The 18,515-nt window shown below is 39.7% G+C and carries 18 protein-coding genes; 4 read left to right on the top strand and 14 right to left on the bottom strand.

The window, feature by feature from the left end; translation table 11 throughout:
* Positions 1-320: 320 nt before the first annotated feature.
* The 11 genes from PN471_RS00955 to PN471_RS01005 all read right to left on the bottom strand — a co-directional run bounded on the left by PN471_RS00955 (position 321) and on the right by PN471_RS01005 (position 12,012).
* Entirely contained in the window at positions 321-1,712 is a 1,392-nt protein-coding gene (locus PN471_RS00955) for a malic enzyme-like NAD(P)-binding protein (RefSeq protein WP_271775296.1), read from the bottom strand.
* Between the two features lie 168 nt (positions 1,713-1,880).
* The gene (locus tag PN471_RS00960) at positions 1,881-4,067 is read right to left on the bottom strand and encodes an HAD-IIB family hydrolase (protein WP_271775297.1); all 2,187 of its coding nucleotides are present in this window, start codon (positions 4,065-4,067) and stop codon (positions 1,881-1,883) included.
* Positions 4,068-4,215: 148 nt separating this feature from the next.
* Complete coding sequence (locus PN471_RS00965) at positions 4,216-4,641, bottom strand: ATP-binding protein (protein WP_193896176.1); 426 nt, start codon at positions 4,639-4,641, stop codon at positions 4,216-4,218.
* A gap of 3 nt (positions 4,642-4,644) precedes the next feature.
* Entirely contained in the window at positions 4,645-6,297 is a 1,653-nt protein-coding gene (locus PN471_RS00970) for a SpoIIE family protein phosphatase (protein ID WP_271775298.1), read from the bottom strand.
* Positions 6,298-6,513: 216 nt separating this feature from the next.
* Positions 6,514-7,203: a response regulator gene (locus tag PN471_RS00975; RefSeq protein WP_271775299.1), complete on the bottom strand. Its 690-nt coding sequence runs from the start codon at positions 7,201-7,203 to the stop codon at positions 6,514-6,516.
* Positions 7,204-7,302: 99 nt separating this feature from the next.
* Positions 7,303-8,418, bottom strand: a complete 1,116-nt coding sequence (locus PN471_RS00980; protein ID WP_193896239.1) for an LptF/LptG family permease — start codon at positions 8,416-8,418, stop codon at positions 7,303-7,305.
* Between the two features lie 128 nt (positions 8,419-8,546).
* Positions 8,547-9,275 carry an LPS export ABC transporter ATP-binding protein gene (lptB, locus tag PN471_RS00985; protein WP_271775300.1) on the bottom strand — a complete coding sequence of 243 codons (729 nt, stop codon included), beginning with the start codon at positions 9,273-9,275 and terminating at the stop codon, positions 8,547-8,549.
* A gap of 10 nt (positions 9,276-9,285) precedes the next feature.
* On the bottom strand, positions 9,286-9,780 hold the full coding sequence (locus tag PN471_RS00990; RefSeq protein ID WP_271775301.1) for an LptA/OstA family protein: 495 nt from the start codon (positions 9,778-9,780) through the stop codon (positions 9,286-9,288).
* 251 nt (positions 9,781-10,031) lie between these two features.
* Complete coding sequence (locus PN471_RS00995) at positions 10,032-10,424, bottom strand: DUF309 domain-containing protein (RefSeq protein ID WP_271775302.1); 393 nt, start codon at positions 10,422-10,424, stop codon at positions 10,032-10,034.
* Positions 10,421-10,786: a ferredoxin thioredoxin reductase catalytic beta subunit gene (locus tag PN471_RS01000; protein ID WP_271775303.1), complete on the bottom strand. Its 366-nt coding sequence runs from the start codon at positions 10,784-10,786 to the stop codon at positions 10,421-10,423. Before PN471_RS01000 ends, PN471_RS00995 begins: the two co-directional genes overlap by 4 nt.
* A 50-nt stretch (positions 10,787-10,836) precedes the next feature.
* The gene (locus PN471_RS01005) at positions 10,837-12,012 is read right to left on the bottom strand and encodes a DUF58 domain-containing protein (RefSeq protein ID WP_271775304.1); all 1,176 of its coding nucleotides are present in this window, start codon (positions 12,010-12,012) and stop codon (positions 10,837-10,839) included.
* Positions 12,013-12,234: 222 nt separating this feature from the next.
* Here PN471_RS01005 and PN471_RS01010 point away from each other — a divergent pair, with 222 nt between their 5' ends.
* The 4 genes from PN471_RS01010 (at position 12,235) to mtnA (ending at position 14,141) form a co-directional block, all read left to right on the top strand.
* Entirely contained in the window at positions 12,235-12,429 is a 195-nt protein-coding gene (locus PN471_RS01010; protein ID WP_271775305.1) for a hypothetical protein, read from the top strand.
* Positions 12,430-12,453: 24 nt separating this feature from the next.
* On the top strand, positions 12,454-12,648 hold the full coding sequence (locus PN471_RS01015; protein WP_271775306.1) for a hypothetical protein: 195 nt from the start codon (positions 12,454-12,456) through the stop codon (positions 12,646-12,648).
* Entirely contained in the window at positions 12,626-12,922 is a 297-nt protein-coding gene (locus PN471_RS01020; RefSeq protein ID WP_271775307.1) for a hypothetical protein, read from the top strand. Before PN471_RS01015 ends, PN471_RS01020 begins: the two co-directional genes overlap by 23 nt.
* 172 nt (positions 12,923-13,094) lie before the next feature.
* Positions 13,095-14,141 carry an S-methyl-5-thioribose-1-phosphate isomerase gene (gene mtnA / locus PN471_RS01025; RefSeq protein ID WP_442867118.1) on the top strand — a complete coding sequence of 349 codons (1,047 nt, stop codon included), beginning with the start codon at positions 13,095-13,097 and terminating at the stop codon, positions 14,139-14,141.
* Positions 14,142-14,982: 841 nt separating this feature from the next.
* Here mtnA and PN471_RS01030 read toward each other — a convergent pair.
* From PN471_RS01030 to cbiE, 3 genes are all read right to left on the bottom strand, one after another.
* On the bottom strand, positions 14,983-15,582 hold the full coding sequence (locus PN471_RS01030) for a hypothetical protein (protein ID WP_271775308.1): 600 nt from the start codon (positions 15,580-15,582) through the stop codon (positions 14,983-14,985).
* A 296-nt stretch (positions 15,583-15,878) separates the two neighbouring features.
* A complete protein-coding gene (locus tag PN471_RS01035; RefSeq protein WP_271775309.1) occupies positions 15,879-16,817 on the bottom strand; it encodes a hypothetical protein in 939 nt (312 codons plus the stop codon).
* 298 nt (positions 16,818-17,115) lie between these two features.
* Positions 17,116-18,324, bottom strand: coding sequence for a precorrin-6y C5,15-methyltransferase (decarboxylating) subunit CbiE (gene cbiE, locus PN471_RS01040; protein ID WP_271775310.1), 1,209 nt, complete (start codon positions 18,322-18,324; stop codon positions 17,116-17,118).
* Between the last annotated feature and the right edge of the window lie 191 nt (positions 18,325-18,515).

Here is an 18,515-nt window from a genome sequence, read left to right on the forward strand (position 1 = left end):
AAATCGCTACTACACAAACAAAGTCCACCTGCGTGGACTAACGAAAAATCAAGGCTTTTGAACCCACGAAGGTGGGTTTCGTCTGTGTAGCTGCGACTTCTAGTCGCCCTTGCAAGTAATAAATTAGACTTTTCAAACACTTAGGCAGTATAAACTAAAACTTTTTGAGATTGGAGGCAATATTTGCTAAATACTCAATTAGTTAAGGCGATCGCTTGCGTGCAGTTAATCAAGTTCGGAAACAAGGTACAAAATCCCACCCCATCTCAATTCCAATGCCTTTCCACAGGGACAGACAAGATGCCTATCCCACAAATTAACTAACTTTGAGCAATACCCTCTTCCCGTGCGGCTTGTTGGACAGCAGCAGCCACAGCAGTAGCAACACGCTGATCAAAGACAGAGGGAATAATATGTTCCCGATGCAAGTCCGAGGGTTTAACTAAAGATGCGATCGCATTGGCAGCTTGCAAACACATATTAGTAGTAATTGTCCTAGCCCGACAATCTAAAGCCCCACGAAACACCCCAGGAAACGCCAGGACGTTATTGATTTGGTTAGGGTAGTCACTTCGACCCGTAGCCATCACAGCAACGTTTTTAGGGGCTAATTCGGGTTGAATTTCAGGAATGGGATTAGCCATTGCAAACACAATTGCATCCTTTGTCATTCCCTGTACCATTTCTGGAGTCAAAACTCCCGGAGCGCTGACACCAATGAAGACATCTGCACCTTGAACAGCACCCGCTAAAGTTCCTTGGGCTTTAACCGCAAATTCCAGTTTTTCAGCCGTTAAATCGGTGCGATTAGTGGAAATAATCCCCTTAGAATCACACATCAAAATGGTTTCTGCACCAGCTTTGCGGAGTAACCGAGCGATCGCTACCCCAGCGGCACCCGCACCATTAATCACAATGCGGATGTCTGCAAGGGATTTTTGCACAAGTTTCAGAGAATTAAACAAAGCCGCTAAGGTGACAATCGCTGTACCATGTTGGTCATCATGGAAAATCGGGATATTTAATTCCGCCCGTAGTCTTTTTTCAATTTCAAAACAGCGGGGGGCAGCGATATCTTCCAAATTCACACCACCAAAAACCGGGGCGATATTTTTCACAGCTTTGACAATCTCATCTGTATCTTGAGTATCTAAACAGATGGGAAAAGCATCCAGTCTCGCAAATTCCTTAAACAGCATCGCTTTCCCTTCCATCACGGGTAAAGCCGCCGCTGGTCCCAAATTGCCTAAACCTAAGACTGCACTACCATCAGTGACGATCGCCACCGTGTTCTGTTTGATAGTCAGATTATACACTTCCTCTGGATTTTGGGCGATCGCCTTACAAATGCGACCAACTCCGGGAGTATAAGCCATAGCTAAATCGGAAACACTTTTGAGGGGAATCCGACTCACAATACTGATTTTGCCACCGCGATGCAAATTAAAGGTGCGGTCATAAACATCAATTACCTGAATATCTGTTAATCCCTTCACCGCTTGGACAATAGTTTCCGCGTGTTCCGTACTCGCCGCATCAACAGTCAGATCACGGATAGATTCTTGACGGCTTTGTTCAATTAAATCAATTTGTCCTAGATTACCACCAGTGGCAGCGATCGCTTGAGTCACAGAAGCTAACATCCCCACCCGATTGGGAATTTGTAAGCGCAATGTCACACTAAAACTAGAATTAGGAGTAAGATTTTCCATGGGTGCTAATCTCTGTTTTGAATTTTAGATTTTATAGTGAATTGCTACGGGAAATTTTATTTTCCCAAAAAAACAGATTTTCAGGATTTCCGAACGCAGATAAATTTTGGATAATTAGGGCTATTCTTATCTCCTTCTAATTCTTCCTCCTGACTCCTGACTCCTAAGTTATGGTGTTGGAGATAAGTTTCCAAAAAAGTCATAATGATCTAAGGCCTCCAAAATTCCCCAAGCGTAATTTCCCTCAGCAAAGTAAATCTGCGGTAAACCGCGCAGCTTTTCCAATTCCTGACTGTGATTTCCCACCACCACCGCCAAAGTATTACCAGCCAACATAGACTCATCATTACCCGAAGCCCCAGCCACCAAAAAGCGTTGCACAGGCAACCCCCATTTTATAGCCACATAACGAATAGCATCCCCCTTAGAGGCTCGGATAGGCAATAAATCAAGGTACATATTATGGCTATAAAATCCCTTCACATGAAGACGATTTTGACGCAGACGGCGGATAATTTCGCGGACATTTGGTGATTTCGTCTCATCCACAAAATAGCTCACCTTAAACTTGCCTTGAGCATCGGCAGATTGCAATTCTACCCCAGGAATATCCTGCATGACTTTGCGAATTTCTGACCGTTGCCAATGGTAACAAATATGTCTTTTCCAACTTGTATCTGTGACTATCTGCGGACCGTAGTAAATCTCACTTCCTGCCGATGTAATCAGCAAATCTGGCATGGGAAAACGCCATTCCTCCAACATACTTAAGGTACTTTTCAGACTGCGACCTGTAGCAATACCGACTCCAGTTGTATTCCCCTGATCACGAATCCTCTCAATTAACTTTGCTAAAGCTTCCCCATCACCTAATAGAGTATTATCAATTTCACAGACCAAAAACCGATCAGCCGTTGGTAAGTGATTAGTCTCTGATATATTCCAATCGGGATGTTCATCTGCGGGGGATTTAACCAGGGGACTTAACAGAGATTGAATGCGTTTTTGGGGCAATAATTGCTGAACTTGTTCTAAATAATGCTTTACGTGACTATCCCAAGAAAAATGTTGACCAACATTGATCATGCCATTTTTTGACCATTGTTGCCATTGTTCTGGATTGGTGAGCGATGTTCGCAAAGCAGTTTGGATATCTTGAATATTCAAAGGATCAATTAATAATCCATTTTCACAAGCAGCCAGAATATCTCTTGGACCACCATCAGCAGTAGCAATGATCGGTACACCACAGGCGCTCGCTTCAATTAATGTCAGTCCAAATGGCTCTGTTAAAGCTGGGTTGATAAATACTCCTTGGGTTTTCGCCGTTAACCGATATAAATCTGGTACATCATCTGCATGATGATGTTTAGGATAAGCAACATGACCATAAAGATCATAGCGGTCTATTAATTGCAATATCTCTAAAAATACTTGACGCGGACCCGATTCCATCGCCAAAATATCGTCTCTTTTGCCTAAAATTAGCACCAGGTTAGCTAATTGACGCAGTTCAGGATCTTCCCCATAAGCTTTAATTAAACTACTAACATTTTTACGGATAGCTGGGCGAGAAATCGCCATAATCATAGGCTTTTGTATGTCTTTGAGAAATTTCTCTAATTCCTGTTGAATAGGCGGATTTTGCCAATTATCTGCGGCTGGATAAAAACGCTCTAAGGTGACACCTGGAGGGATGACTACCATCCGTTCGGGTTGATAGTGATCGTAAACGCTATACTGCTCTTCAACTTCTTGATGAGTGCTGGCTATAACTAAAGCTGCACTTCCCAGAGTGATTTCTTCTGCTTCTATTCTTGTACTAATATGAAAATTTTCTTCAATAGTTTTCTGTTTAGTCCCATGTTCTAATAATCTTTGTTGTTTGATGCGTCCCAGAGAGTGACCTGTATGAACTAGAGGTATACCTAACCAACCCGCAACCCTAGAACCTACGTATCCAGCATCAGCATAATGTGTATGAATAACGTGAGGAATTTTGCCAACTTTACGAATGTGCTTGAGTAATTCATCGGCAAATGTATCTAAATGTGGCCAAAGAACTTCTTTGCGGAGGTAGCGTTTGGGACCACAGGCGATGCGAATAATTTGGGCTTTATCTGCGAGAATTTCGACTGGTTGAGCATAATCAGGGCTAACTTTGGGATCATTTACCAACCGGGTTACCAAATCAACCCTTGCAACTTGGGGATTTTTAGCTAATGTGCAAGCCAGTTCTACCGCGTATTTGGTTTGTCCACCAGTGTCAGCATCTTTCCCTAACTCTAGATTGTTACCACGAATTAAACCATGAACGCTGACGAGCAAAATATACAACCCTGGGTCATTTGTCACAGTGTTGATTCCTCCATAATTAGCCATAAATCAGACGTTTTTGCGTGATTTTTTATAGTTATAGCAGGGAACAGGGAACAGGGGGGAGTTGGGGGAGTTGGGGAGAAAGAATTTTCCCAATGACAACGGACAACTGACAACTGACAACTTACAGAAATAGTTCGGGGAGAGTAGTTTCTAGTTTCAGACAATTAGCACCATTCACCTGTAATTGATACTCCACCTTATCCATTAACCGATTCATAATTAACCAACCATAACCACCTTCTTGCTTTTCTGTGGGGTTGGGAGAAAAGTAAGTAGATAAATCAAAACCTTCACCATAATCCCAAATCTCTATAGATAAATCTCGGTCTTTCAGTTCTAACCGCAGTAAAATTGTCAAGCCAGGTTTGTTTTTATGGGCATGACGCACAGCATTAGAATATGCTTCTACTAAAACCAAGCGTAAGCGACTTGATTGTTTTATCCAATCAACAGACTCCCCTAATTGCAATTGTAAGCATCCGCATAACCATTGTTCTACAATATTAATAAAACTTAGGTCACTGGGAACATGAAGTTCACTTTTCATAACCTATAAAATCTCCAAAGACAGTATAGTTTGATCATCCTCTTGAACATCGTTGTTGGTTGGAATAAAGGCTAATAGATTATCAAGATTAAGGGGTTGAGACTGTTTTTTTATAAGTTGCCATAGACCTTCTTGGTTAAGCATAGAACGATGAGTTGTTCTTGAACTATCTAAGGTTTCCCAGACAGTTGCTTCTGTGATACCATCACTAGCCAGGAGTAATGTGTCTCCAGAAGAAAGCATCAAACGGCCGGATTCAGCCTGCCATTTAGGTAGTATTCCTAAAGGAATACTGCGAACTTTCAGATAATGAGGAGAATCATTCAAAGTTGCTGGCTTTGACCAGACAAAAGGATAAATATGCCCAGAATTAGCATAGACTAGTTCTTTTGTAGTTGGGTGATAACGAGCTAAAACCATTGTGATAAAATAATTGCTACTCATTAATTCGTCTCTCAAGGCAGAATTTAGATTCTGCATGATGACATTTGGCTCTACTGGAACTTCTTGACAGAGTTCCCGCCGCAGCAGCGAAATCGTACTAGCCATAAATAAAGCTGCCGGCACACCTTTACCAGAAACATCACCAACCGCTAACCACAAATCACCATTAGGATGAACAAACACTTCAAAAAAATCACCTCCTACCTCTCGTGCTGGATAGCAACAAGCTTGGACTTTTACGCCGGCCATTTCTGGTAAAGTTTGCCGCAACAGGTTATTTTGAATTTGGCGGGCTACTTCCAACTCTAAGTTAATTTGTCGTTGTTTTTCTTGCAAACTCTGATAGAGTTTTGCTTGGGAAATGGCTAAGGATGATTGTTCTGCTACACCTGTAATCAGTTGAATATCTTCTTGATGCCAAATGTGATCACTTCCCAATTTACAAATAGCAATAATAGCTAGTAAATGTTGTTTATAAATAAGGGGAACAACTAGATTTTGACAAGGGATATTTTTGTAGATATCGTCTTTTATTTGATAATGATGACTTTGAAAAACTTCGCTGATTAAATCACTAAGGTCTGGAAGTAAATCACAGATTCCAGATTGAGAACTTTGATAGGAAAATTGCTTTTTGGTTAGTAAATCATCTTCGATAGGTTTGAGTAAACAATAATGAGCTGCAAATGTTTCTCCAATCGTGACAACAATTTTTCGCAGCATATTATCATAGTCTAAAGATTCTCTAATTGCTGTTGTCACAGCATTAAATAAAGATTCCCTTCGCAAAGCACGGGATAATTCTGCTACTCGTCTTTTAACTAAGCGATAGGTATCACTAGCTTGATTGACTAATGTTTGGAGTTGGCTGGGATTCCAAGGTTTTGTGATGTATTTAAATACTCGACCTGAGTTAATTGCATCTACTAAATCTTCTACATCTGTAAAACCTGTGAGCAAAATCCGAATTGTATCAGGAAACCGCTCTACTGTCAGACTTAATAGTTCGCTACCGTTCATTTCAGACATTCTTTGGTCGGAGATAATTACAGCCATTTCACCTTCTTTTTCTAAGATAGCTAAGGCTTCAGTGGCACTATTAGCTTTATAAACTTTAAAATCTTTCCAAAATGTGCGATAGAGTAAATCTAAGTTATCTACCTCGTCATCTACTACCATGAGCTTGAGCTTGTTTAACTTTTTTTCAGTCATAATCCGACCCAAATTTTCACATACTTGAATCCTATATAGGACCCCGATTTGATTCTGTGAATTTTCCTGCGTAGGAAGGTAAGAGGCAATCATGCAAGAGGCAAGAGGATTTGAGAATATGAAGGTGTACCGAGTTTTGTATGGCTACGCCACGCAAGCTATCAAAAATCAAATAGGAGTCCGATATTTCCTCCTGACTCGGTGACTAAACCCAATTTATGTAACCAATCCAGAACGGAGAGCAATCATTGCTGCTTCGGTACGGTCATTAGCAGATAGTTTTCTCATAATATTGCCAACGTGGGTTTTTACGGTTCCAGTTGCAATATAAAGTTTCTTGGCTATCTCCCCATTACTACAACCTTTAGCAATCAATTCTATCACTTCTAATTCTCTATCCGAGAGAATACCGACTTCAACAGGTTGTTGATGATCATAGGATTTGACGGATTTGACAGAATCTGGTTTCTGCTGTGTCTTTTCTAAAATAATCCGAGCAATCATCGGATCAATCCAAGGATTTCCCTCAGCAGTTACCCGTATAGCTTTGAGTAAATTATCAAACTGAATATCTTTCATGCAGTAAGAATCTGCACCAGCACTAAAGGCTCCAAGTACAGATTCTTGATTGTCAGATGATGTTAATATTAATACCTTCGTCTTTGATAATTGATGATGATTAGCGATCGCTTTAATCCTCTTGGTTAGTTCAATCCCATTTTGATCTGGTAAACCTATATCCACAATTGCAACATCTGGCTGTAGCTTCTTTAACATTCTTAGACCATGACGGGCATTACCAGCTTCTCCAACTACTTCAATTTCGTCTTTTTGTTGTAATGCTTTGCAAATATAGAAGCGAGTGAGTTCATGATCTTCAATAATGACAGTGCGAATTTTACTCATATCAAAAATTTGCTAGATATTCAATAATATATAGCTTTTTGTTGATGAGATTATTACTAAAAAAAATTAGTACCTAGATACCCGACTTATCAATTGACATTATCTTTGAGCTACTCGTATTAATAAAAATAAACCCGTTACTAATCCAAATAAATTAGGCAACCAAGCGCCAATTAAGGGCGAAAGGATACCAGCTTGTGCTAACGCCCCAGAAACGGATAATAACAAATAGTAACTAAAGATTACAATTACGCTAATACCAAAACTTGTGCCACGTCCAGTGCGTTGAGGGATGCTACCCATAACTGAACCAACTAAGCCAAAAATAACGCAAATAAAGGGAAAGGCGATTTTTTGTTGGATTCGTACTTGCAGTTTGCGAATTTTTTGATCGTTCCCACCTAAACGTTCTATTTCTAATTGTTCTAGAGCTTGAGAAATATTCATTTCGCCATAGTCTCGACTACTTTCGGCTAAGGTTAAAGGCGTGCGGGGAAGTTGTAATTGCTGATGTTCAAAGCGTAAAATATTCCGATATGAGCGATCTGTCGCTACTAAATAGATAGTCCCATTGTAAAAATCCCAAACTTGTTTTTGGGTGTTCCATTTAGCTGATTCGGAAACAACAATTTGATCAACTCCGCCTCGGGAACGATCTATAATTGTTAAACCGTTCATTTGCTTACCGTCAAATTGGTCGGCATAAAATAATCGAGAAAGGATCTTTTTTTGAGTACCATCTGCTTCTTTGGATTCTCGATATTCAGGATAATAAATATTCTGTTGTTTAAAGGAAGGTTGATCTGATTTGAGAGCTTGTGCTAGGGTGATAGTGGCTTTGTAATTGGCGGCGGGGGCAATTTGCTCATTAAATAAATAAGTGATGAGCGTGACAGCAAAACTTAACACTACAGCCGTTAAAACCATGCGATAAACACTCACACCACACCCACGCAAAGCGATTAATTCACTTTCACTAGAAAGGCGACTATAGGTCATTAAAGTAGCTAACAAAGTGGACATGGGGAAAGAGTACACCATGACATAAGGTAGCTTTAAGAGGAAAATCTCTAGGGCGATATTGAGAGGTAGCCCGGATTCTACAACCTTTCGCAGTAACTCAAATAAACTATCAATTGCTAAAACTACAGAAGTAAATGCACCAACACCAAATAAAAATGGGGAAATTAATTGCATCGCTAAATAGCGATCCATGATAGAAAATGAAAATATGGAAATTAAATTGGAGCAGGGTTTAATTTGTTTAGATATCATGATTATGTTTTGTGCAATCTCTCTTAGAGATCCCGCAGGGTAGATGCAAAGGAACAAAGGCGCAAAGTTTAAACTGCGAAATTATCACCTAAATAATATTGTCGCACCAAGGGGTTGTTATACAGTTCGTCAGAGTTGCCAAAAGCCAGAATTTGTCCTTCACGCATGATATAACCACGATCTGTTATGGCTAGGGTTTCGCGGACATTATGATCTGTGATTAAAATTCCCATACCGCGATCGCGCAGTTGACTGACAATCTCCTGAATCTCAGCCACAGCAATGGGATCAACTCCAGCAAAAGGTTCATCTAAAAACAGGAATTTGGGGCCTTCTTTCCCTGCTGCTAAAGCCCTCGCTAATTCTGTGCGTCGTCGTTCACCACCAGAAAGTTGAATCCCTTGACTATCAGCTACCTTTTCTAAGCGAAATTCCTGTAATAAGGTATGTAGTCTGTGTCTCCATTCTCTCCTGGGAACTTGAGTTTGTTCAAATACTAGAAGAATATTTTCTTGCACTGACAACTGCCGAAATACACTTGCTTCTTGAGCTAAATAGCCAATACCTAATCTAGCCCTTTTGTGCATGGGGAAATTAGTAATATCTAAATTATCTAACCACACTTTGCCATGATTCGGTTTTTCTAAACCTGTGGCAATATAAAATGTTGTGGTTTTCCCCGCACCATTGGGACCTAGTAAACCGACAACTTCCCCCTGGCTAACGGAAAGGCTAACACGATTCACAATTAATCGTTTACCGTAGGATTTGTGAATATTCTCTAAAACAATTTTCACTATGGGATTGCTAATTAGAACGCTTTAAGGCTGGAGTTTTTGGGGCTGGTTTCGTAGTTTGTTTACCAGTATTAGAATCTTCTATCATATATATAGATTCTACCTGACGGTTAGATTGGGGTAAGGCGATGAATCTGCCTTCGTCAATTAAATAGGTGACTTTTTCGGCACGAATGCTATTGCTACCCTGTTGTAAAATATAAACATTACCACTGAAATCAATCCGTTTTTCTTTACTAAAGTATTGAGCTTGAGCAGATGTGGCTTGAATTTGCCGAGCCGGGTAGACCATTTGCACATTACCACGAGCAGTAATTACTTGAGTTTTCGCGTCATATTCTTGGGTATCAGAGCGAATAGTCAGGGGACGATTTCCCCCAGATTGGGCTGTGGCGGATTGCAATTGGCTGGGCAATACTCCCACACCTACAAGGGAAATTGGCAGTGCTAAGGCTAATCCTAAGCGGCGTATCCGTGATTTTAGTAATTGATAACCAGGTATCATAGAACTTAGGGAATAGGGAACGGGGAAGAGAAAATAGGGCAATAAAATATCAGTCCTATAGCCAAAACGGACGATTTTTTTTAACTTTAGTTTCGCGTTGAAAATCTTTGATCACAACTGGCAAAAATTTATTAATTGTTACCGAATCTGATACACCAACAAAAGATTCATAAAATCCATCAGAAAAATCATCAAAATCTCATAAATCATAGTTTAGACAATCATCAGAAAAATCATCAAAATCCCACAAATCATAGTTTAGACAGGGAAATAATCGGTAAAAGCCTAACTTGATTTTGAGCTAATTCGCTATCGGCAATTTTTTCTAGGCTTTCCTGTTGTAATGTTGTTAACAAATTCACACTTTGAGTGAGTAATTCTTCCACATTAATACCGCCGTAGGTAGGTAGATAACGCCGAAGACGATTACTACCTTCGCCTAAAAGAATCATTGCGCCCCGTTGGTTATGATTACCCAGATGATACAGTCCTACAGCAATTTGGAGAATACCTTGATAAAAAGTTTTATCTGGTTCGATACTATCGATCCAGAGTGCTTCAAGGATGTCATGACAAGCATAGAACTGTCCAGCATTGAACTGTTCTACACCTTGCCAAAACTCTTCCGGCATGATTTCGTTCATCCCATACTATCCCGAACTTCTTTAATAGCATCAAGAGAAATTTCTTGTTTGTCCCCAGAAAATTCATTTTCAGGTGTGAGGAATAGCATACAGTGACATTCTTTGCGTTCACGCATGGGTACGCAGGGACAGTTCCAAAAAGCGGCGTTAACTTCGGCTTCTTTATCTTCGTAGTGACGACAAGGACACAAGGGCGCACCGAGTTCGTCTTTATGCTTGGCTAATCCTTCAATGACAACTGCGGTGACGGAAGGTTCAGAACAGAAGAATGTTCCCGTCCGTTTGGCGTATTGTTCGGAAAAATGCCGCATTGCTTCTAGGCTTTTATCGCTGGATTTTGAATTTACTTCTGATGTAACCATTGGTTGTGCTGTTTATAAATTTCTATGTTTCTTTGCATTGTACATCAGGCTCAGTGTGAGAAATCGCTTCCAAATAAACTGAGGGCTTTTTGGAGTTGGGGTTGGAGTTCTTGGTCGTTTTGGACGATGATGCCGGGATATTCCCGATTAATGACGATTTCTGCGGCTGAATCTGGATTTTGCCAGAGTAGCCAACGACTACCCGCAGGTAAGGAAGATGTGGTGAAACAGTTTTGGGTTAGCCAAATGAGGGGACAGTGATCTGGTGGTAAGCTGTTTTTTTCAATGGGGTTGGTGGCTGCTAGGGTTTCCAGAACGGAGATATTGCCCGTTGTTAAACCTGTGCCTGATGTCCATAGTTGCACTTGCAGTTTTTGTTTTTGGGCGTAAAAATACAGGGAAGCGGCGGCAATGACGGATTGTTCAAATAATTCTTGTTGCCACATAAAGGAACTATCTATGGCGATAATAATTTCTTGTCCGCCGGTGATTACTTCTAATTCTCGGACTCGCAATTCTCCATAGCGAGCGCTTGTCCGCCAATGAATCAACCGGGTAGGATCACCGATGCGATAGGGACGCAGCGATCGCACTAATCCCGTTGTTGCCAGATGTAAAGGTTTACCACGGGGATCTCCTCTTTGGCTATCATCTTGTCCGATTTCATCAATTAAGGGGCAGGTAGTCAGGGGTAAAACGGTGGGATAAACAATTGCCCTAGCTTCACACTGACGAGGACGACGACAGGAAAATAAACCCCAGGGCGCACCTGTGACTAATTCTACTGTGTGCCAGCGGTAAACGCCTCGTTGTTGGGTAGGGTGATAATATGTCCAGTGATAAGTTTCTTGTGGTGGAATAGCTTCAATATTTTGCTGGACTGGTTGACCAAGAATAAATGGGAGAATGTCTCTAATTTGTAATAAACTGCCAGATTTTTTTGTCTGATTTTGAATTTCTATGTCAATTTTCAGTTCATCACCGGCGGTTACTGGTGCAATAGGACGACGTTTGACAATTATACCTGTGAGCGATCGCGGCGCAACAAAAGCCGACACCCCCAAAAGCGCAAAACTGACTCCACTAATTACATACAGCCAGCCAGCCATTGTATTAATCCCTGCACCCAAGTAACATAGAGCGATTCCCACCAACACCCAACCGCCATAAGCAGGTGCAGCAGCATGGGTTTCCAGCCAATTGTTGATTTTTTTGGTAGTTTTCATCTTTCTTTTTTAACTTAATTTCAGGAAAATATCAGGAAATAGGGGCGTAGGGATTACGGTTAATTTGTGAATGAATCAGATAGTGATAAGTGAGTGATACTTGACCGATTAGAGTCCATACTGCTATGATAGCAGATGTACATGAACATTTGTTGGCAAAGATTTATATTTTTGTTATAAATCATGTCAACATAGGATATAGAACTAACATGATTAATGTTTATGACGGAAAATATTAGAGGCAAAAGGGGAGATCCAAACTACAAGTTAATTTCTGCTTATATCCCTAAAGAAATCGCTTTAAAGTTCAAGACTATTTGTGCAGCTACAGAAATGGATCAAAGCCAAGCGATGGAGGAAATGATTACCATTTGGATACAGGGAAAACAATCAGTTCTAAGTGAAATGTCTAAATAAACTAATGATCGCCAACCTTAGTAAATGACTAGACCAGAATATACAGAAGCTTTTCTCAGAGCGCGAAAAGCTTTAAGACGGGGTAAATGTCCTAGTGAGCAAGACATTGAGCATATCTACCAGCAAGGTTGGGAAACTCACTTGGGAGAAACTGAAAAAGGGTTACTAGAACAATGTAGAAAGGAGTATTACGACGATGAAAGTAGCAACCAGTATTGAAACCGTGCAGCAATGGCTAACTCAAACCAATGGACTAAAGTTAGTACAAGCGAGCAGCAATGAAGGTAGACCTATTACTTCTAGTGAAATTTTGACACTAGCAGCGCGTTGTGAGTGGGTGGAAACTGATGATATGTCTGATACACCCTATGCCCAAGATGGTTGTCTTTACCCAGTTGGTTTAGAAATTGGATGGGGCAACCCAGATGAGGCTTATACGCAATCTAATACTGATAAATCTAGGGTGTTGTTTTTTAATGCTTATTACCAGTAAATAAAATTAGCGATAGCGAAGCGCTGCTGCAAGCAGTTCGCACTTACACCACACCACGCCAAAAATATGGGACTGCGCCCAGTCAGCAGTAAATTTGTTTAATGTTTAATAATGATTGAGACTTACCATATTTAAAAAGCCCCCGTCATCAACTGACAACCAACAACTGACAATCAACAATATGGTTTATCCCGTTATTTGGCGCAATAATTCAGTATCACTCATTGATCAAACTCGCTTACCTAATGAATATACAGTGGTGGAGATTCACCGCAGTGAAGATATGGCACAAGCCATTACCACTATGATTGTTAGGGGTGCGCCGGCGATTGGAGTTGCGGCAGCTTATGGAATGTATTTGGGTGCAAGGGAAATTGAAACCAGCGATACCCAAGAATTTTTGACTAAACTGGAAACAGTCGCTAACTTGTTGCGTTCTACCCGTCCCACTGCGGTAAATTTGTTTTGGGCAATTGGCAGAATGATGCAAACAGCCTATGAAACTGTGGGAACAGTTGCAGAAATTAAACAAGTTCTTTTAGAAACCGCCCAAAAGATCAATGCCGAAGATTTGCAAACTTGTCAAGCGATCGGTGATCATGGTTTAGCAGCATTACCGCAAACTCCAGACCAACTAATTATACTCACACATTGCAACGCTGGGGCATTAGCCACCGCTGGTTATGGTACAGCATTGGGTGTAGTCCGTTCTGCGTGGAAAGAAGGACGGTTAGCTAGAGTATATGCAGACGAAACTCGTCCTCGGTTACAAGGTGCAAAACTCACCGCTTGGGAATGTGTCCAGGAAGGGATTCCGGTGACAGTAATTACCGACAATATGGCTGCCCACTGCATGAAACAAGGTTTAATTGATGCTGTAGTTGTGGGCGCTGATAGAATAGCTGCTAATGGTGACGCTGCCAATAAAATCGGAACGTATAGTTTAGCGATTGTGGCCAAAGCTCATAATATTCCTTTCTTTGTGGCTGCACCTTTATCTACAGTAGATTTTCAATTAACTGATGGTAGTCAAATTCCCATTGAAGAACGTCACCCAGGGGAAATCTATCAAATAGGTGAAACTATCCTCACTCCTCCAGGTGTGGAATTTTATAACCCGGCTTTTGATGTCACACCTGCGGATTTAATTACCGCCATTATTACGGAAAATGGGGCTTTTTTGCCAGGAGATTTATTAAAGGCTCAGAAGATGCTTTAATTTTAACAGTAACGAGGGTTTAGCATTGCTAAACCCCTTGTTTGTCTACTGTCAGCCCGTTTTTGAGGCGAATACAGAGGCTTATCCTGCTTTTGGAGATTTTGGGGTCATCTAGAACAAATAAACTGCCCATATCGTTACGCAGGGGCTTGATAAAGCGATCGCCTTTCAATTTGGTGTTGGTGATAGTTCCTTGAGGGGGAGATAATGAGTAGTCGAAAATTATCCCTTTTTATTCTCAATAAGGGTGAGTAATTATTATTTCTGAACGTAATATTAGTGTTTTTGGGCTGTATTATTATCAATAAGTAAGATGTTTATCACTAATGGGAATGTAAAGATTGTTTTAGCGCAAAATTAATAGTAAAGTGATTCTTCATTTGCAATGAGTGAAATTAGCTTAATTTTGGGAGTAAAAAACTATGACTCAAAATGCACCAAAAGCGAGCGCACGCTGCGCTTAATCTTATTGCACCGCAATTAGAGGAACTTGATAAGAGTATACCCAAGCCATTTAATAGCGATAAAGATATTTTTAGGCGGCCAGCATTACAGATATATCTTCATATTTTGCTAATGTTTGTGTCTGTTTTGCCAATTCTTTTGTATTTTAAGGTTTTATAAAAAAGCAACGCTCATAAAATGCCTGTCTTATAGCTTTATCTTAAGCTTTTTGTTTTTCTATTTCAGGAAGCATTCTTCCACGTCTGACAATTCTTTCTGATGGACTTTGAGCCATATTTTTTGACCTCAGTATAATTATTGTTTCTATCCTACTAGAAAACATCCCCATTATTTTAGGGCGTGGAGTGCAGCACCGGAGGAGATTAATTTTCAACCCTCAACCCTCAACCCCTTGACACAAAATACCTAAAATCTTGTTCAACTCCTTAATATAATAATTATTCAAATCAATACATATCTCTGTTCCTTCCAACTTCAAGAACTTCCATATATCTCCTGTTGTCACAGCCCCATAAATAGTTTTAATTTCATTACCTTCCTGTTCATTAAACAATTGTGCTGCTAACATTGCTGCTGCACATTGACCCAAACCACCTTTAATATTCTCATTTTTAGCTTCTACAATAATTAGTACAGGAGCATTAATTGTTAATTGTTCCCTAGAACGACTGATAACAAAATCACAATAACCATTTAAACCTCTCTCAACATCAACATTAAAATCCGTACCAGAAAATAAACTAATTTGATAATTAGCTTTACGCCTAACTTCTAATAAAATTGGCGCAATAATCATTTCTGAGCGGGCTTTTTCCGTATTTATTGCTAATGCGAGTTCTGTAGTTTCTTCCAAAGTGCTGGTTAATTTTTCACTGAGTTCTATAGGTTCTACAGTCGCAAATAAATCAGCTTCTTCATCAATTGTAATGTTAAAAATTTTCTTAAACTTAGTTAAGCTAAAATCACTATACGCCATTGCTCTTACCTTATTATTTTCAACAGTTTATCTAAAATTTAAAATCTCTTTAATTATAGCAGTATACTTTTCAGGAATAGGTGCATCTTTACCCTTAGTCTCAATATCCCTGACCCAGCTTTGACTCATACCTACAGCATGAGCAAAATCTCTTTGAATCTTGAAATAAATTCAGGTTCAAAGCTAAAACTTGTTAAAACTGAAGCTGACCGATGGATTTAGCAAAATCAAAAAAGATCCCCGACTTCTCTAAGAAGTCGGGGATCTGAAGGATGTAAACAACCGACGAAAATGGGTTAATTAATGGGGAATTTAGCTAATAATTCCTCACGGGACAACTGAGATAAGTTGAGAAATAAATCAGTTCTTTCTGTGAGAGAAAGTTCCATAATAGGAGTCACAACAGCTAATAATTGCTCATCTAAATTACCAAACCGTGCTGTTAGTAAACTTCCTACTATTAACCGTAATTCTTCTTGTCTTCCTGTTTGTAGTCCCGTTTGTAATCCTTCTTGTCTACCCATTTGCAGTCCTTCTTCACGCCATTCCTCGCGTTGTTTGAGATATGCTGGTGATAAAGTCATAATCAACTCCCTATCTTCATCGTTGATATTAGTGTTAATCTCTATATTTTTACGCCAAGACGCTAAAATTTCCAGTAGATAATTACGCTGGTTTTCTGTGGAAACTGTGATTAGTTCTTGTACTGCTTGTTTTTGGGTTTCCCCATTACCTAACACCCTTAACCATAGTGTATCCTGATTCTTGGGTAATTGGTTAATTGCTACAATAGCGGTTTTCTGCGATTCTCCTAGAAAATAAACTCCTGTTTCCCAATCATCTTTGAGTGTAGCTCTAAATCCATCTAATTTATTTTTTGAGCAAGTTGGTGTTAAAATCCATAAAACAGGGAACTCGTTTTCCATAAGCCGACGATCTTCTCTTTTTGCTTGTCGAAACAATTCTTCATGAAGGCTGTATAATTTTGACATACAACTTCTAATTGTCATTTCGTTGGGAGGATTACGAAAAGGTTCAAATAGACAGCTTGTAACTGCCATTTTTGCTAATAATCCTAAATCGGAAGTTACAGGTTTTGATTGATTGGGAACAAACCAAATATCTATTTCTCTAACTTCGCTTTTTACGTCTTTACCAATATCTACTTGACCTAAAGGTTTTAATAATTCCTCTAGATATTCTTTTGCAAATTGGTCATGGGCTTCTCTCGTCATACAAAATTCATAATTAATAATAGTGTTTTCATGATGTATCAATATACTTTAGTTTTAAGAATACCACAAGCAGGAAATAAAGAAATTAAGTAGGTGAACACAAGAAAACCAAACTGTGTAAAGAGAAGTAAAATCGCCCAAACCCTATTCACCCTTGCCTTTTGCCTTGCCATAACGACAATTTTCAACGCCAACCTACTTAGCTATTCTATTAATTTGAGTAGATTATATGAAAGTTATCCAGAAGATTATTTTCGCCAAGAAAATCATTGTGTCTAAATCTCCAAATCTTTAATTATCAATTTTTGATTCCTACCCATTGAGTTACAGGGGACATTGATTTCCAACCCAGAAATTTACCAATGGGTTCTGCGCGTTGAATAGCAATGCGGGTAAAGTTTCCGCCCACTTTTTCATACCATTGATATAATCTTTGTTCACCTTCTAAAGTGACAACATTAACTACTATTCTCCCCCCCGAAAGTAAACCATCCCAGCAAGTTTCTAATATTTCCGGTGCTGTCACCCCACCACCAATAAAAATCGCGTTTGGTGCTGGTAAATTGAGGATAACTTCTAAAGCTTTCCCGGCAATAATTTGTAAATTCGGTGTTCCCAAAGCAGCGGCATTGTCAGCTATATAATTGAGTCTAGTGGAATTTTGTTCAATAGCGATCGCTCGACATCTTCTATCACTCCGCATCCACTCTATGGAAATAGAACCACAACCAGCCCCCACATCCCACAGCAACTCCCCCGGTAAAGGTGCTAAACTCGATAATGTCACCGCCCGAACTTCCCTTTTTGTCAATTGTCCATCATGATGAAAAGCACTATCAGGTAAACCAGGAAATCTCGATAAACCAACAATTTCTTTATCAGCAATACATTCCACTCCAATAGTATTTAAAGGAGCGATATTTTTTTCTTGCCAATTACTAGCGATATCTGTTATAATATTTTCATTAATATTACCCATTTTTTCTAAAACAGTAATCTGACTATTACCATAACCGCGATTTATTAAAATTTCTGCTACATGAGCGGGAGTATTTTTTCCCTCACTTAAAATTAATAATTTTGCCCCAGGATAAATATAAGATTGCAGTAAAGAAACCGGACGACCACATAAACTTAAAGTTTCCACTTCTGTTAATGACCATCCTAATCGAGAACAAGCCAGACTAAAAGCCGAGGGTGCAGGAATAATAGTAATTTCCGAAATAGGAATATCTTTAATAATAGTTGCACCCACACCATAACATAGAGGGTCGCCACTAGCTAAAATACAAACCGCTTCACCACGATAATTGATAATGTCGGTTATGGAAGTTGAAAAGGGTGATTTCCAGGAAATTTTTTCCCGATTGTCGTCATGGGGTATCATGGAAAGATGACGTTCCCCACCAAAGATAATTTTAGCCTTTTCCAAACAGGAAAGAGCTAAGGGACTTAACCCTGCTAAACCATCTTCACCGATACCGATAATTGATAACCATTTTTGCATAATTCGTGACGTTGTTTGTTTTGATCAAATATCGCTTTTATTACCTTACCGTTAGAGGTTGTTTGGAAAGTCTAATTTATTACTTGCAAGGGCGACTAGAAGTCGCAGCTACACAGACGAAACCCACCTTCGTGGGTTCAAAAGCCTTGATTTTTCGTTAGTCCACGCAGGTGGACTTTGTTTGTGTAGTA

Source organism: Aphanizomenon sp. CS-733/32 (assembly GCF_028330045.1).
GTDB classification, from domain to species: domain Bacteria; phylum Cyanobacteriota; class Cyanobacteriia; order Cyanobacteriales; family Nostocaceae; genus Dolichospermum; species Dolichospermum gracile.

What these genes read in the sequence shown, in the direction of transcription:
- PN471_RS01000 (WP_271775303.1), bottom strand. Translation starts at nt 10,786, where the DNA reads ATGGTTACATCAGAAGTAAATTCAAAATCCAGCGATAAAAGCCTAGAA.
- PN471_RS00980 (WP_193896239.1), bottom strand. Translation starts at nt 8,418, where the DNA reads ATGGATCGCTATTTAGCGATGCAATTAATTTCCCCATTTTTATTTGGT.
- PN471_RS00965 (WP_193896176.1), bottom strand. Translation starts at nt 4,641, where the DNA reads ATGAAAAGTGAACTTCATGTTCCCAGTGACCTAAGTTTTATTAATATT.
- PN471_RS00990 (WP_271775301.1), bottom strand. Translation starts at nt 9,780, where the DNA reads ATGATACCTGGTTATCAATTACTAAAATCACGGATACGCCGCTTAGGA.
- PN471_RS00970 (WP_271775298.1), bottom strand. Translation starts at nt 6,297, where the DNA reads ATGACTGAAAAAAAGTTAAACAAGCTCAAGCTCATGGTAGTAGATGAC.
- cbiE (WP_271775310.1), bottom strand. Translation starts at nt 18,324, where the DNA reads ATGCAAAAATGGTTATCAATTATCGGTATCGGTGAAGATGGTTTAGCA.
- PN471_RS00955 (WP_271775296.1), bottom strand. Translation starts at nt 1,712, where the DNA reads ATGGAAAATCTTACTCCTAATTCTAGTTTTAGTGTGACATTGCGCTTA.
- PN471_RS01035 (WP_271775309.1), bottom strand. Translation starts at nt 16,817, where the DNA reads ATGACGAGAGAAGCCCATGACCAATTTGCAAAAGAATATCTAGAGGAA.
- PN471_RS01005 (WP_271775304.1), bottom strand. Translation starts at nt 12,012, where the DNA reads ATGAAAACTACCAAAAAAATCAACAATTGGCTGGAAACCCATGCTGCT.
- PN471_RS01015 (WP_271775306.1), top strand. Translation starts at nt 12,454, where the DNA reads ATGACTAGACCAGAATATACAGAAGCTTTTCTCAGAGCGCGAAAAGCT.
- PN471_RS01010 (WP_271775305.1), top strand. Translation starts at nt 12,235, where the DNA reads ATGACGGAAAATATTAGAGGCAAAAGGGGAGATCCAAACTACAAGTTA.
- PN471_RS01030 (WP_271775308.1), bottom strand. Translation starts at nt 15,582, where the DNA reads ATGGCGTATAGTGATTTTAGCTTAACTAAGTTTAAGAAAATTTTTAAC.
- PN471_RS01020 (WP_271775307.1), top strand. Translation starts at nt 12,626, where the DNA reads ATGAAAGTAGCAACCAGTATTGAAACCGTGCAGCAATGGCTAACTCAA.
- PN471_RS00975 (WP_271775299.1), bottom strand. Translation starts at nt 7,203, where the DNA reads ATGAGTAAAATTCGCACTGTCATTATTGAAGATCATGAACTCACTCGC.
- PN471_RS00995 (WP_271775302.1), bottom strand. Translation starts at nt 10,424, where the DNA reads ATGAACGAAATCATGCCGGAAGAGTTTTGGCAAGGTGTAGAACAGTTC.